Source organism: Streptomyces kaniharaensis, assembly GCF_009569385.1.
In the GTDB taxonomy this organism is placed as follows: domain Bacteria; phylum Actinomycetota; class Actinomycetes; order Streptomycetales; family Streptomycetaceae; genus Kitasatospora; species Kitasatospora kaniharaensis.
Window position 1 is genome coordinate 3,041,585 of sequence record NZ_WBOF01000001.1, and the last position, 17,429, is coordinate 3,059,013.

Annotated in this window: 19 protein-coding genes; 12 read left to right on the plus strand and 7 right to left on the minus strand. The window is 72.2% G+C overall.

Going from position 1 to position 17,429, the window contains the following annotated elements; genetic code table 11:
* The first annotated feature begins 46 nt into the window (after window positions 1–46).
* Window positions 47–565 (plus strand): YbhB/YbcL family Raf kinase inhibitor-like protein, encoded by a 519-nt coding sequence (locus tag F7Q99_RS13915; protein ID WP_153461569.1) that lies wholly within the window; start codon window positions 47–49, stop codon window positions 563–565.
* Window positions 566–601: 36 nt separating this feature from the next.
* Here the strand turns inward: F7Q99_RS13915 and F7Q99_RS13920 are convergent, their stop codons facing one another.
* Window positions 602–1,570: a helix-turn-helix transcriptional regulator gene (locus F7Q99_RS13920; RefSeq protein ID WP_153461570.1), complete on the minus strand. Its 969-nt coding sequence runs from the start codon at window positions 1,568–1,570 to the stop codon at window positions 602–604.
* Between the two features lie 96 nt (window positions 1,571–1,666).
* Between F7Q99_RS13920 and F7Q99_RS13925 the strand changes: the two genes are divergently transcribed.
* Together F7Q99_RS13925 and F7Q99_RS13930 are read left to right on the plus strand one after the other, a co-directional pair.
* Window positions 1,667–3,160 (plus strand): MFS transporter, encoded by a 1,494-nt coding sequence (locus F7Q99_RS13925; RefSeq protein ID WP_153461571.1) that lies wholly within the window; start codon window positions 1,667–1,669, stop codon window positions 3,158–3,160.
* Between the two features lie 64 nt (window positions 3,161–3,224).
* A complete protein-coding gene (locus tag F7Q99_RS13930) occupies window positions 3,225–3,437 on the plus strand; it encodes a KTSC domain-containing protein (protein ID WP_153461572.1) in 213 nt (70 codons plus the stop codon).
* A gap of 12 nt (window positions 3,438–3,449) precedes the next feature.
* Here F7Q99_RS13930 and F7Q99_RS13935 read toward each other — a convergent pair whose 3' ends face one another.
* A complete protein-coding gene (locus tag F7Q99_RS13935; RefSeq protein WP_153461574.1) occupies window positions 3,450–3,722 on the minus strand; it encodes a DUF2087 domain-containing protein in 273 nt (90 codons plus the stop codon).
* Window positions 3,723–3,800: 78 nt separating this feature from the next.
* Complete coding sequence (locus F7Q99_RS13940) at window positions 3,801–4,400, minus strand: HhH-GPD-type base excision DNA repair protein (RefSeq protein WP_153461576.1); 600 nt, start codon at window positions 4,398–4,400, stop codon at window positions 3,801–3,803.
* 400 nt (window positions 4,401–4,800) lie between these two features.
* Here F7Q99_RS13940 and F7Q99_RS13945 point away from each other — a divergent pair, with 400 nt between their 5' ends.
* Both F7Q99_RS13945 and F7Q99_RS13950 read left to right on the plus strand, forming a co-directional pair.
* Window positions 4,801–7,236 (plus strand): terpene synthase family protein, encoded by a 2,436-nt coding sequence (locus F7Q99_RS13945; RefSeq protein WP_326846638.1) that lies wholly within the window; start codon window positions 4,801–4,803, stop codon window positions 7,234–7,236.
* Between the two features lie 193 nt (window positions 7,237–7,429).
* Entirely contained in the window at window positions 7,430–8,239 is an 810-nt protein-coding gene (locus tag F7Q99_RS13950) for a VOC family protein (protein ID WP_153461577.1), read from the plus strand.
* 165 nt (window positions 8,240–8,404) lie between these two features.
* On the opposite strand, the gene F7Q99_RS13955 is transcribed toward F7Q99_RS13950, so the two are convergent.
* Window positions 8,405–9,352 (minus strand): helix-turn-helix domain-containing protein, encoded by a 948-nt coding sequence (locus tag F7Q99_RS13955; RefSeq protein ID WP_230210213.1) that lies wholly within the window; start codon window positions 9,350–9,352, stop codon window positions 8,405–8,407.
* A gap of 92 nt (window positions 9,353–9,444) precedes the next feature.
* Here F7Q99_RS13955 and F7Q99_RS13960 point away from each other — a divergent pair, with 92 nt between their 5' ends.
* Both F7Q99_RS13960 and F7Q99_RS13965 read left to right on the plus strand, forming a co-directional pair.
* The gene (locus F7Q99_RS13960; RefSeq protein WP_153461579.1) at window positions 9,445–10,944 is read left to right on the plus strand and encodes a dienelactone hydrolase family protein; all 1,500 of its coding nucleotides are present in this window, start codon (window positions 9,445–9,447) and stop codon (window positions 10,942–10,944) included.
* A 10-nt stretch (window positions 10,945–10,954) separates the two neighbouring features.
* Window positions 10,955–11,665 carry a helix-turn-helix domain-containing protein gene (locus F7Q99_RS13965; RefSeq protein ID WP_326846639.1) on the plus strand — a complete coding sequence of 237 codons (711 nt, stop codon included), beginning with the start codon at window positions 10,955–10,957 and terminating at the stop codon, window positions 11,663–11,665.
* On the opposite strand, the gene F7Q99_RS13970 is transcribed toward F7Q99_RS13965, so the two are convergent.
* Window positions 11,662–12,075, minus strand: a complete 414-nt coding sequence (locus F7Q99_RS13970; RefSeq protein WP_153461581.1) for a VOC family protein — start codon at window positions 12,073–12,075, stop codon at window positions 11,662–11,664. The two genes, F7Q99_RS13965 and F7Q99_RS13970, sit on opposite strands and share 4 nt — an antisense overlap.
* Window positions 12,076–12,253: 178 nt before the next feature.
* A complete protein-coding gene (locus F7Q99_RS13975) occupies window positions 12,254–12,877 on the minus strand; it encodes a hypothetical protein (RefSeq protein ID WP_153461583.1) in 624 nt (207 codons plus the stop codon).
* A gap of 558 nt (window positions 12,878–13,435) precedes the next feature.
* Between F7Q99_RS13975 and F7Q99_RS13980 the strand changes: the two genes are divergently transcribed.
* The 5 genes from F7Q99_RS13980 (at window position 13,436) to F7Q99_RS14000 (ending at window position 16,769) form a co-directional block, all read left to right on the plus strand.
* A complete protein-coding gene (locus F7Q99_RS13980; protein WP_153461585.1) occupies window positions 13,436–13,720 on the plus strand; it encodes a hypothetical protein in 285 nt (94 codons plus the stop codon).
* A complete protein-coding gene (locus F7Q99_RS13985) occupies window positions 13,702–14,115 on the plus strand; it encodes a PIN domain-containing protein (RefSeq protein WP_153461587.1) in 414 nt (137 codons plus the stop codon). Before F7Q99_RS13980 ends, F7Q99_RS13985 begins: the two co-directional genes overlap by 19 nt.
* A gap of 511 nt (window positions 14,116–14,626) precedes the next feature.
* Window positions 14,627–15,823, plus strand: a complete 1,197-nt coding sequence (locus F7Q99_RS13990; RefSeq protein WP_326847204.1) for a PP2C family protein-serine/threonine phosphatase — start codon at window positions 14,627–14,629, stop codon at window positions 15,821–15,823.
* A 153-nt stretch (window positions 15,824–15,976) separates the two neighbouring features.
* Window positions 15,977–16,468 carry a DUF5994 family protein gene (locus tag F7Q99_RS13995; protein ID WP_153461589.1) on the plus strand — a complete coding sequence of 164 codons (492 nt, stop codon included), beginning with the start codon at window positions 15,977–15,979 and terminating at the stop codon, window positions 16,466–16,468.
* 55 nt (window positions 16,469–16,523) lie between these two features.
* On the plus strand, window positions 16,524–16,769 hold the full coding sequence (locus F7Q99_RS14000; RefSeq protein ID WP_157882149.1) for a hypothetical protein: 246 nt from the start codon (window positions 16,524–16,526) through the stop codon (window positions 16,767–16,769).
* 45 nt (window positions 16,770–16,814) lie between these two features.
* Here the strand turns inward: F7Q99_RS14000 and F7Q99_RS14005 are convergent, their stop codons facing one another.
* Complete coding sequence (locus tag F7Q99_RS14005) at window positions 16,815–17,423, minus strand: DUF5994 family protein (RefSeq protein ID WP_153461591.1); 609 nt, start codon at window positions 17,421–17,423, stop codon at window positions 16,815–16,817.
* Window positions 17,424–17,429: the final 6 nt, after the last annotated feature.

Here is a 17,429-nt window from a genome sequence, read left to right on the forward strand (position 1 = left end):
GTTCAGCCCGAGGCCGTCCGCGGCCCACGTCGAGAGGTGACCCCGCATGAGCGCTCGCCCGCCGCTGCCGTACGAGTTCCTGCCCCAGGTGCCGTCCTTCCCGCTGACCAGCGAGGACATCGCCGAAGGCGGCACGCTGGCCCGGGAGTTCACCCACTCCGGCGGCAACCTCTCGCCGCAGCTGGCCTGGTCGGGCCTGCCCGCGGGCACCCGTGGCATCGCCGTCACCTGCTACGACCCGGACGCGCCGACCGGCTCCGGCTGGTGGCACTGGCTCGCCCTCAACCTGCCCGCCGACACCACCTCCCTGCCGCGCGGCGCCGGCTCCTCGGACCGCGACCTGCCCGGCGCGGCCTCCTTCCACGGGCGCAACGACTTCCCGGGCAACAAGTACGACGGCGCCGCCCCGCCGCCCGGTGCCCCGCACCGCTACGTCTTCGCCGTCCACGCGCTCGACGTGGAGAAGCTGGACGTCTCGGCCGACACCCCGCCGGCCCAGGTGGGCTTCCACCTCACCTTCCACACCCTCGGCCGCGCCCTGCTCACCGCCGAGTACGGGGTCTGAGGTTCCGTCGTACGCCCGCGCCGGCCGCGCCGGGGTTCAACCCGCCTGGTCGGCGGCGCGGTTGGCGCGGGCGGCGAGGGTGCGCAGGTGGGCGATCAGCTCCGGGGGCTCGTGCACCTCGAAGTCGCAGTCGAGGAGCAGCAGTCCCGTCGCCAGCCACTTCAGGGAATCCGCCCGGGAGCGCAGACGGCAGCTGTGGTCGTCGATCGGTTCGACCTGGTAGTCCCCGGTCCAGGGCATCCAGCTGTCGACCTCCGCGGCGGGGCGGTGCACGGTGGCGACCATGGTGTGCGTCATCGACCGGTGGCGCAGTTTGCTCGCCACGTACACGGCGGCGTTCTCGGCGGGGAGCGGGCGCGGGGTGAAACGGGCGCCGGTGGCGAAGGGCTCGCTGAGGCGGTCGACCCGGAAGAGCCGCCAGTCCTCCCGGTCCAGGTCGTAGCCGACCAGGTACCAGCGGCGGCCGGCCGAGACCAGGCGCTCGGGTTCGACGTTGCGCCGGGTCTCGGCGCCGTCGCGGGCCCGGTAGGCGAAGCGCAGGCGCTCGTGGTTGGCGACGGCGCCCGCGAGCACGGTGAGGTCGTCCGGGTCGACGGTCGGGCCGTCCCCGGCGAGCAGCGGCACGGTGGCCGTGTTGAGCGCGCCCACCCGGTGCCTCAGCCGGCCGGGCAGCACCTGGAGCAGCTTGCCGAGCGCCCGGACGGACGCCTCCTCGATGCCGACCACCGCGTGTCCGGCCGCCGCCCGCAGTCCGACCGCGATGGCGACGGCCTCCTCGTCGTCCAGCAGCAGCGGCGGCATCGCCGTCCCGGCCACCAGCCGGTAGCCGCCGACGGCGCCCATGGTCGCCTGCACCGGGTAGCCGAGGTCCCGCAGCCGGTCGATGTCGCGCCGGATCGTCCGGGGGCTGACACCGAGCCGTTCGGCGAGTTCGCTGCCGGGCCACTCGCGCGGCGTCTGGAGGAGGGACAGCAGGTTCAGCAGCCGGGCCGGGGTGTCGGTCATGCCGTCCAGAATGCCGGAGAAGTGGGACAGGATCTGGCCTACATCCCCTCTACCGTCGCAGACGTGCCGACGAGCGAGACGAACGAGGAGCATCGGATGAAGACCGTGGACACCGACCGGCGGAGGTGGATCGCGCTGGCGATCGTGATGGTCGCCTCCTTCATGGACCTGGTGGACGTGACGATCGTCAACATCGCCATCCCCAGCATCCAGCAGGACACCGGCGCCTCCTTCAGCGCCGTCCAGTGGGTGACCGGCGGATACGCGCTGGCCTTCGCGATCGGGCTGATCACCGGCGGCCGGCTGGGCGACATCCACGGCCGCAAGCGGCTCTTCCTGATCGGGATCGGCGGGTTCACCATCGCCTCCGCGCTGTGCGGCCTGGCCTCCGGCCCGGAGATGCTGGTTGCGATGCGGGTGCTGCAGGGCGGGACGGCGGCGTTGATGGTGCCGCAGGTGCTCTCGATCATCCACGCGACCTTCCCCGCGGAGGAGCGCGGCAAGGTGTTCGGGATGTTCGGCGCGGTGGTCGGACTGGGAGCCGTCTCCGGCCCGATGATCGGCGCGCTGCTCACCGAGTGGGACGCGTTCGGCCTGGCCTGGCGGCCGATCTTCCTGATCAACCTGCCCGTGGGCCTCGCCGGCCTGCTGCTCGGAGCCCGCTTCATCGGTGAGTCGAAGGCCGAGCGGGCGCTGAAGCTGGACCTGGTCGGCGTGGCCCTGGCGAGCCTCGGCCTGCTGATGCTGATCTACCCGCTGACGCACGGGCGGGAGGCCGGCTGGCCGCTCTGGGGGTACCTGTCGATGGCCGGCAGCCTGATGGTGTTCGCGCTGTTCGTGGCGTACGAGAAGGTCAAGACGCGGCGGGACGGCTCGCCGCTGGTCGAGCTGTCGCTGTTCCGGGTCAAGTCCTTCGCGGCGGGCATCGGTGTCCAGCTCACCTTCGGCGTGGTCTGCGGGATCTTCTTCCTGGTGTGGACCCTCTACATGCAGGTGGGCCTGGGCTGGAGCCCGCTGAAGGCCGGGTCCACCGGCATCCCGTTCTCGCTCGCGGTCTCCACGGCGGCCGGGCTCTCCGTGCAGAAGCTGGTGCCGCGGTTCGGGCGCAAGGTGCTCCAGGCGGGCGCGCTGGTGATGGCGGCGGGCGTGCTCACGTACATCTGGGAGGCGGACCGCTACGGGACGGCGATCGCGCCGTGGCAGATGGCGCTGCCGCTGGTGGTGATGGGCCTCGGGATGGGGCTGATCGTCGCGCCGATCACGGACGCGATCCTGGCGGAGGTGCCGCGCGAGCACGCCGGGTCGGCCTCGGGCCTGATCAACACCGTCCAGCAGGTCGGGAACGCGCTCGGGCTCGGGCTGGTGTCGGTGGCCTTCTTCGGCGCGATGGACGACGTGGTCGCGCCGGAGGCCGTGGGCGACGCGTTCGGCGGGGCCTTCGTCCACGCGATGTGGTGGGTGGCGGGGGTGCTGCTGGTGGTGTTCCTGCTGATGTTCGCGCTGCCGCGGCGGAAGGCGGCCCCGCCGGCCGCGGCTGCCGCGGAGGCGGGCTCCGAGCCGGCGGACGAGCGCGAGCCGGTGCTCGCCTGACACATGCCCGTGGGCCCCGGTCGCGATGCGCGACCGGGGCCCACGGGCACACACTGGGTACGTCATGGACCGTACGGCGGTGGACTCCTCGGCGCTGCGCTCGGTCGGCTACGACCGGCCGGCGCGGCTGCTGGAGCTGGAGTTCCGCAGCGGGGGGCTGTACGAGTACGCGGCCGTGCCCGCCCGGGTGCACCGGGAGTTGATGGCGGCGGAGAGCCACGGCCGGTACTTCGTCCGCGAGATCCGGGGGCGGTACGCGTACCGGCGGCTCGGGTAGGCCCGGGCTCCGTCAGGCGACGCGGCGGTAGCTGCTGCCGTCCTTGGGACGGGCGAGGTGGCCGGCCTCGACCAGGTAGCGGCGCAGCGCGGGGGCGTCGTCGTGAACGGTGTGCAGGACGTCGTTCACCTCGGCCTCGGTGTAGCTGCGACCCGGCTCGAACAGGGTGGCCGTGAGGTGGGTCAGCAGCTGCTCCCGGCGAGCCGCCTTGCGCGGGATCGCGACGAGGCGGCCGTCGGGAGCGAACAGGGCGGACACGCCGGAGGCGTGGGCTGTGTCGGTCATACCTCGCAGGTTCGCCCCGGGGGCGGTGCGGCGGCAATCGGTTTTCCGCGGGCTCCGCGATCGGCGGTCGGTGACCCCTCAGCGGGCCTTGGCGGTGGCCTTGGCCTCCTTGGCGGCACGCTTCATCTCCTGCTTGAACGCCCGTACCCGGTCCAGGGATTCGGGGCCGGTGATGTCGGCGACCGAGCGGTGCGAGCCCTCGTCGCCGTAGGCGCCCGCCGCCTCGCGCCAGCCCTCGGGGCGCACGCCGTACTGCTTGCCGAGGAGCGCCAGGAAGATCTGGGACTTCTGCTTGCCGAAGCCGGGCAGGGCGTTGAGCCGGCTCAGCAGTTCCTTGCCGGTCCGGGCGTCCTTCCACAGCGCGGTGGCGTCGCCGTCGTACTGCGCCACGAGGAACTGGCAGAGCTGCTGCACGCGCTTGGCCATCGCGGCCGGGTAGCGGTGCACGGCGGGCTTCGCGGAGAGCAGGGCGACGAACTCCTCGGGGTTGTACGTGGCGATCTCGTGGGCGTCGAGGTCGTCGCGTCCGAGGCGTTGAGCGATCGTCAGCGGCCCGGTGAACGCCCATTCCATGGGCACCTGTTGGTCCAGCAGTATGCCGACGAGCGCGGCGAGCGCACTGCGTCCGAGCAGCTCGTCCGCCTCGGGCTGCTGCGCTAGCCGGACCGTGACGTTCATGGGTGCTCCTCGGAGTCGTTGGCTCGGGGTCGGCGCCCAGTCTCGTCGAATGGCTTGGGGGGCGGGGGGCAACACGCCCGGAGCAGGGGAAGTCTTGGTGATCGAGGCCTTTGCGCAGCTGGTTGGTTCGTCGGCGTAGCGGTTGTCGGGGTGGGGCGCGTCGTTCGGCGGAACAGTCAGGCGGAACACTTCTGCCCCTTGCTGCGGGTCTCCTCGGCCGCACGGCCGGGGCCGGCCTCCGTACTGGCGAACCAGCCGTGAGCGTTCGCTCGGGCGGCAGTTCGACCGGGGGTTCGAGGAAGTGGGTCATCTCATATGACTGTTCCGGTTGCGCCGATGCGGGACGGTGGCCGCGGGTCATTCTTGGTCCAATCGACGCGTCCAGAAAGGCTCGCCCGCCGTGACCCAGCCGTTCGAACTGCCGTCCTTCTACGTGCCGCATCCGGCACGCCTCAACCCCCATCTCGACCAGGCCCGGGCCCACTCCACCGCGTGGGCCCGGGAGATGGGCATGGTGGAGGGGTCCGGCATCTGGGAACAGGCCGACCTGGACGCCCACGACTACGGCCTGCTCTGCGCCTACACCCACCCCGACGCCTCCGCCGAGGCGCTGTCGCTGGTCACCGACTGGTACGTGTGGGTCTTCTTCTTCGACGACCACTTCCTCGACATGTACAAGCGGACCAACGACCGCGAGGGGGGCAAGGCGCACCTCGACCGGCTGCCGCTGTTCATGCCGGCCGACCCGGTCACCCCGATGCCCGAGCCGCAGAACCCGGTCGAGGCGGGCCTGGCCGACCTGTGGCGGCGCACCGTGCCGTCGATGGGCGAGGACTGGCGGATCCGGTTCGCCAGGAGCACCCGGAACCTGCTCGACGAATCGCTCTGGGAGCTCGCCAACATCGACGCCGGGCGGGTCGCCAACCCGGTCGAGTACATCGAGATGCGCCGCAAGGTCGGCGGCGCGCCGTGGTCCGCCCAGCTGGTCGAGTACGCGGCCGGCGCCGAGGTGCCGAAGGAGGTGTCCGGCTCGCGCGCGCTGCGGGTGCTGATGGACGCCTTCGCCGACGGCGTGCACCTGCGCAACGACATCTTCTCGTACCAGCGGGAGGTGGAGGACGAGGGCGAGCTGAGCAACGGCATCCTGGTGCTGGAGGAGTTCCTCGGATGCTCCACCCAGGAGGCCGCCGAGGCCGTCAACGACCTGCTCACCTCGCGGCTCCAGCAGTTCGAGAACACCGTGTTCACCGAACTGCCCGCGCTGTTCGCCGAGACCGGGCTCGACCCGGAGGACTGCGCCCGGGTGATGGCGTACGTCAAGGGCCTGCAGGACTGGCAGTCCGGCGGCCACGAGTGGCACCTGCGGTCCAGCCGGTACATGAACGGCGGTGGCGCGGTCGCCGATCCGGGCGGGGACGGCGACACGGCCAACTGGTGGGACCCGTTCGCGATCGGCGGGATCGGCGGGATCGGCACCTCGGCGCTGGACATCCTGCGCACCGGGGCGATGCGCGACGCGCCCGCGGGCCCCGGTGGCGTGGAGCCGGCGGTGCGGCGGGTGCGTTCGCACGGCCACGTGCCGTTCCAGCGCGTCGGGCCGTCCCGGCTGCCCGAGTTCAGGCTGCCGTTCCCCCTCGCGCTGAGCCCGCACCTGGACGGCGCGCGCGAACGGGTCGTCGAATGGGCCGAGCGGATGGGCCTGTTGGACGACCGGCCGGGCCTGCCCGGGTCCGCCGTCTGGACCGCCGAGTCGATGCGCGACTACGACCTGCCGCTGTGCGCAGCGGGCATCCACCCGGATGCCACCGCCGACCAACTCGACCTCGGCTCGGCCTGGTTGGCCTGGGGCACCTGGGCCGACGACTACTTCCCGCTGGTCCACGGCCGCACCCGCGACCTGGCCGGCGCCAAGCTCGCCAACGAGCGGCTGTCGCTGTTCATGCCGGTCGACGACGACAGCCCCGCCGCGGAGCCGGCCAACGCGCTGGAACGCGGTCTGGCCGACCTCTGGGAGCGGACGGCCGACCCGATGACCGTCGACGCCCGGCGCACCCTCCGCCGGGCCGTCGAGTCCATGACGCTCAGCTGGATCTGGGAGATCAACAACCAGGTGCAGAACCGGATTCCGGACCCGGTGGACTACCTGGAGATGCGCCGGGCCACCTTCGGCTCCGACCTCACCATGAGCCTCAGCCGGCTCGGCCACGGGCAGGTCGTCCCGACCGAGGTGTACGGGCACGGCTCGATGCGCTCGCTGGAGAACTCGGCGGCAGACTACGGCTGCATGGTCAACGACCTGTTCTCGTACCAGAAGGAGATCGAGTACGAGGGCGAGGTGCACAACGCGGTCCTAGTGGTGCAGAACTTCTTCAACTGCGACTACCCGTCGGCCGTCCGCATCGTCGACGACCTGATGCACTCGCGCCTCGCCCAGTTCCGCCACGTCGCCGAGAAGGAACTCCCCGTCCTGTGCGAGGACTTCAAGCTGGAGCCGGCGGCGCGGGAGAGGCTCGACGGGTACGTGAAGGAGCTGGAGAACTGGCTCGCGGGCGTCCTCAACTGGCACCAGGGCTGCCGCCGGTACACCAAGGCGGACCTGGAGCGGCACTTCCGCGGTGCGGCGGCGCGGCCGACGAGCGCCGACCCGGCGGGCGCCCTGCCGCTCGGGCCGACCGGGCCGGGCACGTCGGCGGCGCACCCGGGCGTCGCGGCGCACGCCGGCGGGGCCGCCGCAGCCGTGGGCGGCGCGGAGGTGCCGAGGCCGGGCGCGGTGCCCGGCGGGCCGACCGGGCTGGGGACGGCCGGTACCCGCACCCCGCCGGCCCGGATCGGCTAGCGGCCGGATGAGTGGCACACGGCCCGCGCGGGCCCGCCGGGGCGAACCGGCAGCTCGCGCGGGCCGTAGGCGTGTACCGGCGTGCTCATAAGGGTGCTCCTGAGCGTGCTCACGAGCGGCGGGACGGTAGCGGACTGGCTAGGGTGGCCGACGGGGACGAATCGTACATATCGCCACGCGAGAGGGCGGAGAGATGGCAGCAACACCTGAGGGAACACCCTGCTGGGCCGATGCGATGTTCACCGACCTGGAAGGCGCCAAGACCTTCTACGGCGATGTCCTGGGCTGGACGTTCGGCGAGGCCTCGTCGGAGTACGGCAACTACACGCAGGCATTTTCGGGCGGCAAGGCGGTCGCCGCCATCGTGCCGCCGATGCCCGGCTCCAACGGCGCAGGGCAGGCCCCGTCCGCCTGGTGCCTGTACTTCGCCTCGCCGGACGCCGCCGCCACCGCCGAGCGGATCCGCGGCAACGGCGGCGAGGTGGTCATGGGGCCGATGCAGGTCGGCGAGTTCGGCACGATGGTGATCGCCAAGGACCCGGCCGGCGTCGTGTTCGGCGTCTGGCAGGGCGGGACGCACAAGGGCTTCGAGAAGCAGGGCGAGCCCGGCTCGTACACCTGGGCCGAGGTGCTGACCCGCGACGCGGCCAAGGCGGACGCGTTCTACCCGGCGGTCTTCCCCTACGGTGTGCAGCGGATGGACACCGAGCAGGTCGACTACAAGGTCTTCCGGCTCGGCGAGCAGCCGGTGCTCGGCCGGATGGCGATGGGCCCGGCAGACCTGCCGCCCGAGGCGCCCTCGTACGTGAGCGTGTACTTCGCGGTGGACGACACCGACGCGGCGATCGAGCGGGTGCGGGCAGGCGGCGGCACGGTGCACTTCGGGCCGATGGACAGCCCGTTCGGCCGGTTCGCGGCGGTCGGCGACCCGCAGGGCGCGGCCTTCGGGATGATCGACCTCGGCACGACCTCCGGCGACATGCCCCCGATGGCGGACGCCTGAGAGGCTTGCGCAGCACCCAACTAGGTTCTGGACAGAGGAGTTGGCACAGCACTCCGGTGGTCGACGGCCGTGGGGCCGGCCGCCGGCCACGCCTCACCGAACTCCCGTGCGGGCCCGGCTGCTTCAGGCAGTCGGGCCGTCCGCCCGTCAGGCCGCTCAGGCCGCTCAGGCCGCGGCGGCCAACTGGCCGTCCAGCGCGGTCCGCAGCCACTCGTGCGCGCTGCCCAGGGTGGGGGCGTCGGTGAGCTCGCCGGCGAGCTCCCAGTAGCGGGCGATCACCGGGTCGTCGGTGACGGTCAGCATGACCCGGAGCCGGCGGCGGAAGGCCGGGGTGTCCCGGGTGGAGCGGGAGGCCGCGTGGGCGGCGACGAAGCTGTCGAGCGCCTCGCCGTCGCGCGGGTCCCGTCCGGCCCGCAGCTCCGCCCCGGCCAGGTCGTAGGCCTCGGCGAGGCCCTGGTAGAGCACGGCGGGCCGGTACTCCGCGTCGGTGCGGGCCAGTTCGTTCGGGCAGGCGGTCTTGCCGGTGGGAGAGTGGCTGGCGCCGGAGCAGCCGCCGGAGGCGAGCGCGTGCAGCCGGGCGAAGGCCAGCACCTTGTCGGGCGCCGGGTCGGTCGGGGGCTGCGGGACGGCGGCGTCGAGGATCGCGGCGGTCAGCCCGGCGGGCATCCGGGGCGGCAGCGCGCGGCGCCAGAACCGGGCCAGCACGGTGGTGTCGGGCGGGGTGGCCAGCCCGCCGATCAGGGTGAGCCGGTCGGCGCGCTCCTCGGGCGGGCAGTCGTGCAGCAGCCGCAGGGCGGCCTCGCGCCAGCGCAGGGCGGTGAGTTGGGAACCGAGCTCGCGCAACTGCCGGGCCACCGCGTCCTCCAGGGCGCCCCCCAGCACCTCGTCCTGCTCCAGCAGCCTGCCGACCTCCGGGACGGGCAGGTCGAGGGTGCGCAGGGAGCGGATCAGCCGCAGCCGGTCGAGCGCCTCGGGCCCGTACCGGCGGTGGCCGCCGGAGCTGCGGCCGGCTTCGGGCAGCAAACCGCGGTCGGAGTAGAAGCGGACGGTCTTGACGGTGACGCCCGCGTGTTCCGCGAGTTCACCGATGCTCCACAGGATGGCCGGTGGCAAGGCTTGAACCTCCCTCAGGGGGAGTTCCTACGGTACCCGCGAGCCCGGCCGCACGGGGGACGGCCGGGCCATCACGAGACGAGGAGGCGATCATGACTGCGTTCGTGCTGGTGCCGGGCCACTTCACCGGGGGCTGGATCTGGCGGGAGGTGGGCGACCGGCTCCGGGAGGCGGGCGCCGAGGTGTACGAGGCGACCCTGACCGGATCGGGCGACGCCGGGCTGGAGACGCACATCGCGGACGTGCTCCGCCTGGTCGACGCGGCCGCCGACCCCGAACTCGTCCTGGTCGGCCACGAGTACGGCATCCACCCGGTGCTCGGCGCCGCCGACCGGCGGGCCGGGCGGACCACCCGGATCGTCTACCTGGACGCGGGCCTGCCGAAGGACGGCGACCGGGCCGTCCAGCTCGTCCCGGACCAGGCGGCCCGCGAGCTGCTGCTGGACCCGGCCCGCACCCCCGCCGACGGACTGCTCCCGGCCCCCGGCCGCGGCGAGTGGCACCGCTGGGGGAGCGTCGCGGGCCTCTCCGGCGAGGCGCTGGACCGGCTGACCGCGCTGGCCGCCGCCCAGCCGGTCGCCACCCTCACCGAGCCCCTGCGGCTGTCCGGCGCGCTCGCCGCCGTGCCGACCTCCGGGATCTTCTGCACCGCGGGCGGGACCAGCATCGCCACCGTGGAGGCCGTGGTCGCCTCGGGCATGCCGCAGTTCCGGTTCCTGGCCGACCCCCGGGTGGGCTTCTTCGACCTCGACACCGGCCACTGGCCGATGCTCTCCTGCCCGGACGACCTCGCCGGCGTCCTGCTCCGGGCCGCCGCCGGCGAAGGGCACCGGATCGCCCCGCCGCCCGCCACCGAGGTGCCCACCTTCTCGCGCCCGCACGTCCTGGACACGCCGGAACACCCGCTGCCGGACTGCCCGCGCGAGCGGATCGGCAACCTCGACCTCTACTTCCCGGAGTCCGAGAGCCCGTTGCCCGCCATCCTGTTCGTCCACGGCGGCCCCGTGCCCGCCGACCTGGAGCCCACCCCGCGCGACTGGCCGATGTACGTCGGCAACGGCCGGTACGCGGCGAGCCTCGGCGTCGTCGGCGCGACGGCCGAACACCGGCTGCACCACCTCCACGACTATCCGCAGGCCGCCGAGGACCTCGCTGCGGCCGTCGACGCACTGCGCGCCCATCCCCGGGTGGACGGCGAGCGGATCGCGCTCTGGTTCTTCTCCGGCGGCGGCCTGCTCACCACCGACTGGCTGGCCGCGCCGCCGTCCTGGCTGCGCTGCCTGGCCGCGAACTACCCGATCCTCGCGCCGCTGCCCGGCTGGGATGCCGTCGACCCGCACTTCCGGCCGGTCGAGGCGGTCGCCGGGGCCGGCCGGCTGCCGATCGTGCTGACCCGGGCCGGGCTGGAGTCGGAGGCCATCGCGACGACGGTCGCGCAGTTCGTGACGGCGGCGGTGGAGCACAAGGCGGACCTGGAACTGATCGACGTGCCCAACGGTCACCACGGCTTCGAGGTGGTCGACCACATCGACGAGGTCCGGGACGCCCTCGCCCAGGCCTCCGCCTCGGTCCTGCGGCACCTGCGGGCGTAGCCTTCGAGGCGTGGCCCCCGAGTACGCAGAGCGCGCGGCCCGCCTGCCCGGTGCGGTGGTGTGGACGCGTGCAGCCGTCAGGCGAACGGGGAGCGGACCGGAGCTCCCCGTGCTGCCCGACGGCTGCATGGACCTGCTGTGGACCGAGGGCAGGCTCCTCGTCGCGGGCCCGGACACCCGCGCCTTCCACCCCGGGCCCGATCTGCCGGGCCCCTGGGCGGGCGTCCGCTTCTACCCCGGCACGGCCCCCACCCTGCTCGGCGTCCCCGCACACGAACTGCGGGACCGGCGCGTCGCCCTGGCGGACCTGCGGCCCGGCGCCGAGGTGCGCCGCCTCACCGAGCGCATCGACGCGGCGCCCGACCCGGCGGCAGCCCTGGAGGAGTTCGCGCTGCGGCTCGCGGCCGACGCGGATCCCGTCGACCCGCTGCTCGGTGCCGTCGTCGCGTCCCTGGCGGCCGGCCGCTCCGTCACCGCGACCGCCGAACGGGTGGGCCTCGGCGAGCGCCGGCTGCACCGCCGCTCGCTCGCCGCGTTCGGCTACGGGCCGAAGACGCTGGCACGGATCCTCCGCCTGCAACGCGCCCTCGCCCTGGCCCGCTCCGGCGTCCCGTTCGCCGACACGGCGGCCCGGACGGGCTACGCCGACCAGCCCCATCTTGCCCGTGACGTCCGGGAGCTGACGGGCCTGCCGCTCACGTCCCTGATCCGCCGGCGTTAGCTCCCCGGCAGCGGCGAGAGGAGGTCGACGCCGTTGCCGTCCGGGTCGTGCACGACGGCGTACCGCTGGCCCCAGAACGCGTCGAACGGCTTCAACTCCCCGTGGTACCCGGCGCCGACGAGGTCCTCGTACACCGCGTCCACGTGCGCGGGGTTCTCGCAGCGGAACGCCAGTCCCACCCGCGCGCCGCCGGTCGGCGGCCGCCAGCCCGGGTGGAACGAGCGGATCGTCGATTCGGAGTCGAGCACCAGGAGCACCCCGCCCGGCAACTCGGCCTCGACATGCGGCTCCTGCTCCGCCCCTTCGGGGAACGCGAGCCCGAGCCGCCGGTAGAAGGCGACCGAGGCAGCCATGTCGGAGACGGCGATACCGACGAACGCGAACCGAGGTGCTGCTGTGCTGCTGTTCATGCCGCCACCGTAGGCAGGACGTGGGTGTCCGGTCTTGAAGAAACCGGACACCCGCGCCGTGCCAAGCCGTGCGACCGGGTGGTACCCGAGCTCGGTGCCCGGCTGGTGGAAGTACGGGACGACGCCGACCCTTCGGTCGCGCCCGCACGCGCGACCTGAGCCCGTCGGCGACGGTGGATCAGAAGTGCAGCAGCGGCGGGAGCCAGGGCCGGGCCATTTTGAGGCGGTAGGCCATGGACACGTCGTCGATGAGGAACGGCACCTTGTTGGCACTGTCCTCGACCGCCATGAAGGAGATGGTGGCGGTCTTCTGCGTGGAGGAGTAGAAGGCGTCCGGCAGGGTGATGGTGACCTGCTCGTAGGCGCTGTTCCCGTCCTTGTTGGTGCGGCTGGTCAGCAGGTACGGGGTGCCGTCCTGGGCGACGGCCTCGACGTCGAGCTCGCGGTAGGCGAGACCGCCCGGCCCCTGCGGGTCGATGCGCAGCCAGAAGGTGAGGACCGGGACCCGGTTCGCGGGTATGGTCACCTGCTGGGTGATCCGGTTGACGCCGGTGTAGCCGCGACCGCCCAACTCCGCCTTCCAGTTGCCCGAGTGGGCCGGGTGGGTGGAGGAATTGTTGATCAGCTGGGCGCCGCCGAACGGCGTGGAGAACGAGAACCAGCCGGTGTTCCCGGCCTCGAAGTCGCCGTTGACGGTGCCGGTGGGTGCGGCCTGAGCGGCCGGGCTGCTCACCAGGCCGATGGCGGCGGCGGCGATGACGGCGGAGGCGGCGAGGCGCGCTCTCCGGAATCGCGAAGTCATGTCTCTCCTGGGTGTGGTGTCGCGCGACACGGTGGTCGCGGCGGATGTCGCGTAGGGGTGACAGGGAGGGCAGGACCCGGCGCCGTCCGTGTGGTTCGGAGGCGGGATACGTCTGCGCGCCCCCCGTGCGGACGAAACGTACCGTCAAGTAGTGACATTCGTACCGGCGGGGTCGTCGAGCCCGCCAGGCGGCCGAGGTAGCGGCAGGTCAGGCCATCCGGGCCTCGCGGTGGTAGCCGCCGGCGGGGCCGCGATCGGCCGCAGGTTGTTGTTCGGCGGCCAAGACCATGCCGATGGCGATAGCACGCCGCTGGGGATGTCGAAGCGGCGGTCGGGTGGGGCCGCGGTGGGTCGGTGGTCCTGCGGGTCCAGCGCGATCCGCTGCTTTCCAACTGTCCGTCCGAGTGTGCAGCGGCGTCCGTCCTGACCTGCGGCGGAGCGGCTCGGCGGCTGTGCTCCGAACGATGCTGGACGGAGGTGAATGCAACCAAAACGGCAACCAGGGCAGGCGCATCGCGATCAGGGACGGCATTCCTACTTCTTTGATAATCTGGGCTCATGACTGAGATGCCCTACAGCATCGGCGAAGGGCCGGCCACCAGGGTCAGCCTCTCCCTGCCTGAAGGTACGGCCGAGGCGATCCGCCAACGGGTGGGGAAGCGTGAGTTCTCGGCATTCATCACTGCAGCCGTCGAGCGGGAGCTGCGGGGGCAGATCCTGGATGAGTACCTGGCCGACTACGAGCGTCGGAAGGGGCCGATCGCGGCGGCAGAGCAGGACCGGGCCCGGCAGGTCTTCGACGAGGTGTTCGCCGAGGAGGGCGAATGGCCCGTCGCAAGCTGAGTCATGAAGGCACTCTGGTGCTCGACTCCGAGGGCCTCTCGAAGCTGCTCAACGACCACGAGCCGGCCGTCGCGCTGGTCGCGGAAGCCCGGAAACGTGGCATGGAAGTCGTGATCAGCGCCTTGACCATCATCGAATCCGTGCACAGCCGTACTGATCAGACTCGCCTCCGGTGGATTCTGTCCGGGCTGAGAATTGTGCCGGTGGGTGACGAGGAGGCTCGGGCGGCTTCCGCGATGCTGATCGCCGCAGGCCTTCATGGCCACAAGTACGCGATCGACGCCGCTGTTGCCGAGATGGCGCTGCGGCAGCAGCGGCCAGTCGTCGTGCTGACGTCGGACACCGACGACATGGCCAAGCTCTGCGGAGATCGCGTCCGTCTCGTGGCCGTCTGACGGCTACCGTTCGGCGACGGCCGGACAGGAGGCAGGGCCACCGAGAGGGTCCGTTGAGACTGCAGATGAGGCGGTGAACGACGAAGGCCCGGACCGCTAGCGGTCCGGGCCTTCGTTTGCCCAGGTGGGCGGAGGCGGAGGATACGAGATTCGAACTCGTGAGGGGTTGCCCCCAACACGCTTTCCAATTCTCCCGAACGGTGTCCGTCGGCGTTCACACCGGTTCTGACCTGCGGCGAAACATCTGGTTGAGCGGCGGCTGAACCCGGTCGGACGGGGGTGAATGAGACCAGAACTGAGACCAGGATCGGCGGCCTCCGCGGCGCATCGGGGTCGTGCCCACGGGTGGTAGAGCCGATTTCTCGGCGGCGTCGCCCCGCGGGGAGGGGCGTAACCGGGGGCGGAATGCGTCGACGTCGGGCGTAATGGAAGGACCGGCCCGGTGAACCGCACCGGGGTGCCGGGGTTGATCGCGCCCGTGCCGACTTGTACGGGACAGGAAGGATCGTCGGTGGGCAGGGACGGCGAGCGGCGCCTGGACCGGTCGGAGGGGTTCGGCGAACACCTGCTGGGCGCACTGCTCGACCAGGCCCACGAGCTTCCGCCCCATCTGATTGCTCCATTGGTCGCCGACGCGGTGCGTGGGTTCGGTGGCCGTGACCCGGTGCTCCTGCTGCAGGACTACGGGCAGTTGGTGCTGGTGCCGCTGTCCGGCCGGGGGCTGGCCGCCCGGGAGCCGGTGCCGATCGACGGCTCGTCCGCAGGCGCGGCTTTTCTGAGTGGTGTCTCCGTCGAGGTGCCGCATGGCGACGGGGTGCGGGTGTACCTGCCGTTGCTGGACGGCGGGGACGAGGTGGGAGTGCTGGCACTCACGCTGGACGACGTCGATGGCGACGACCGGCGGCTCCTGCGGCGCTTCGCCTCCCTGGTCGCGGATCTGCTGGTCACCAAGAGCGGCTACACCGACCGGATCTTTCAGGCCCGGCGCCTCCAGCCGATGAGCGTGGCCGCGGAGATCCAGTGGTCACTGCTGCCTCCATTGGCGATGACCGCCCCGCGGGTCGCCGTGGCCGGCGTCCTCGAACCCGCCTACCAGGTGGCCGGCGACAGCTTCGACTACGCGCTGAACGACGATCTTCTGCACGTGGCCACGATCGACGCCATGGGCCACGGGCTGGACGCCGCTGCCATGGCGACCGTGGCCATCGGCGCGTACCGGCACGCCAGGCGAGCCGACATCGGACTGGCCGAGATCTACGCGTTCATGGACCGGGCCATCGCGGAGCAGTTCGGGCCGGACCACTTCGTCACCGCGCAGATGATGCGCCTGAACACTGTCAGCGGCCACCTGCAGTGGGTCAACGCCGGCCATCCCCAGCCGCTGTTGATCCGCGACCACGTCGTCGTCGAGCGGCTGGAGAGCGAGACGACCTTGCCGGTCGGCTTCGGCGGCGAGGAGCCGGTGATCAGCGAGCGGGCACTGCGGCACGGCGACCGGGTCCTGTGCTTCACCGACGGCCTGGTCGAGGAGCGCGAGCCCGGCGGGGAACAGTTCGGGGAGGAACAGCTCATCGACTGGGTCAATCGCGTCGAGCGTTCGCAGGAGGGGGTGCGGGCCGTGGTGCGGGCGCTCTCCCACGTACTGAAGGAGAAGCGGGGCGGGCACACGAGCGACGACGCCACCCTGTTCCTGATCGAGTGGCGCTGAGAGCGGCCCTCGCCGAGGCTCTCACGACCGACCGGTTTGGCCAGGCGCGGGCGGAGTACCGTGGGATATCGGAGCGGCCCGAGTTGTCGCTCCCCGCGAGGCCCGGCCCGCACCCGGCGTGCCAGGTCTCTCAGGGCGGACAGGTGGCGAGCTATGTCGGACGAAGCCAGTGCCTCCCGCGACGGGTTTCTGCCGGAGCGTTTCCGGCAGGCCGCGAAGCCGGGGACGGTGGCGTTGCGCCTGGAGACCATCCGGTCACGCGAAGGCATGCTGGACGGTGCGTGGTGGCCGCGTTCACGGGACATCGGCGCCGAACTTCCCGACCTGATCCACGCGTTGACCGGGCATCTCGGCCCCATCGAGAGCGTCGGTCTGGACGCGGGCGCCTGGGACGACGTCCCGGCCAGCCTGATGGTCGACGGCCGGTCGGTGCACATCGACCGCTACCCGGTCGGCGACGACACCGTGATCATCACACGGGGCGACCGTGACCACTTCAGCCTGCTCGTCGTCCCCCCACACGCGAGCCAGGAGGCGGCCCTGGCCTCCATGGCACGCGCGGTCAGGGCTGGTGGCAGCGACTCGGCACGGCAGATCCTCATCGACACCGGCGTCAGCTCCGGCCCCCCGGTCGAAACGCCCTGAGGGGCAGACCCGTGAGCCGGTCACGCCGGGCAGGCAGGAAAGGCGGGACGTGAAGATGTCCGTCTACGTGAAACTCTCGGCGGAGGCCCGGTCGCCGGCGGAGCCGTCGAAGGGGCCGCTGGACCTGCAGTACGAGGACGGTGCGGACGGCGTCACCTTCGAGTACGACCTGCACCCCAGCGGGGCGCTTCGTGTCCTGCGGGTCTTCGAGGACACCCCGCACCGGATCGAGGCGTGCTTCAGCCCCGGAGCGTGGCTCCAGGTCGCTGGCACCTACCTGCGAAGCGGCTCCGAGTACTGACGGCGACCTGCCGGGAGCGAAAGAGCTAAGGATCGGGCGGCGGCGTCACCGGTGGTCGGCGTCACCGGTGGTCGGTCGGGGGCCAGTGCCGGAGCGCCCGGGCGGGGACGACGGCCCGCCCCACCGGGCGGAGCCCCAGGCCGAGACCGAGGGGTCGCGTACCGGCCAGACGATCCCCCGCCGGTCGGGCATCTTCGCGGACGGCTCGTCGGCGAGCAGTTCGCTCGCGGTCCTGGTGTTCGCGGGATCGGCGGCCTCGGCCATTAGCCAGGCTGCAGCGACGGCTCCCGTCCGCGGCGGGACGACCAGCAGGGTCAGCCGACGGGCAAGGTGCGAGCGGACCGAGATCGTGTGCTGGTCCTGCACGGCGGTGAACCAGCTCGCGTGGACGGTGTGGCTCGCATGGACGGTGTGGCCCGCGACCGGGATCCGTCGGGGGACGGTCAACCACTGGGCGGGGTTCACGGCGATTCCGGCGATCCGACCCCATCGCTCGTCCAGTTCGGCGGCCAGGGCGGGGAGTTCGAAAGGAAGGTCGTGCGATCGGGGCCACCAGGCCCCGTCCAGTCGTCCGGCTCGCGGGCCGTCCGGTGCCAGGGAGAACCGCAGGGTGGGTTCGGGGGTGGCAAGCGTCGCGCCGTCGATCACAGTCATGATCAA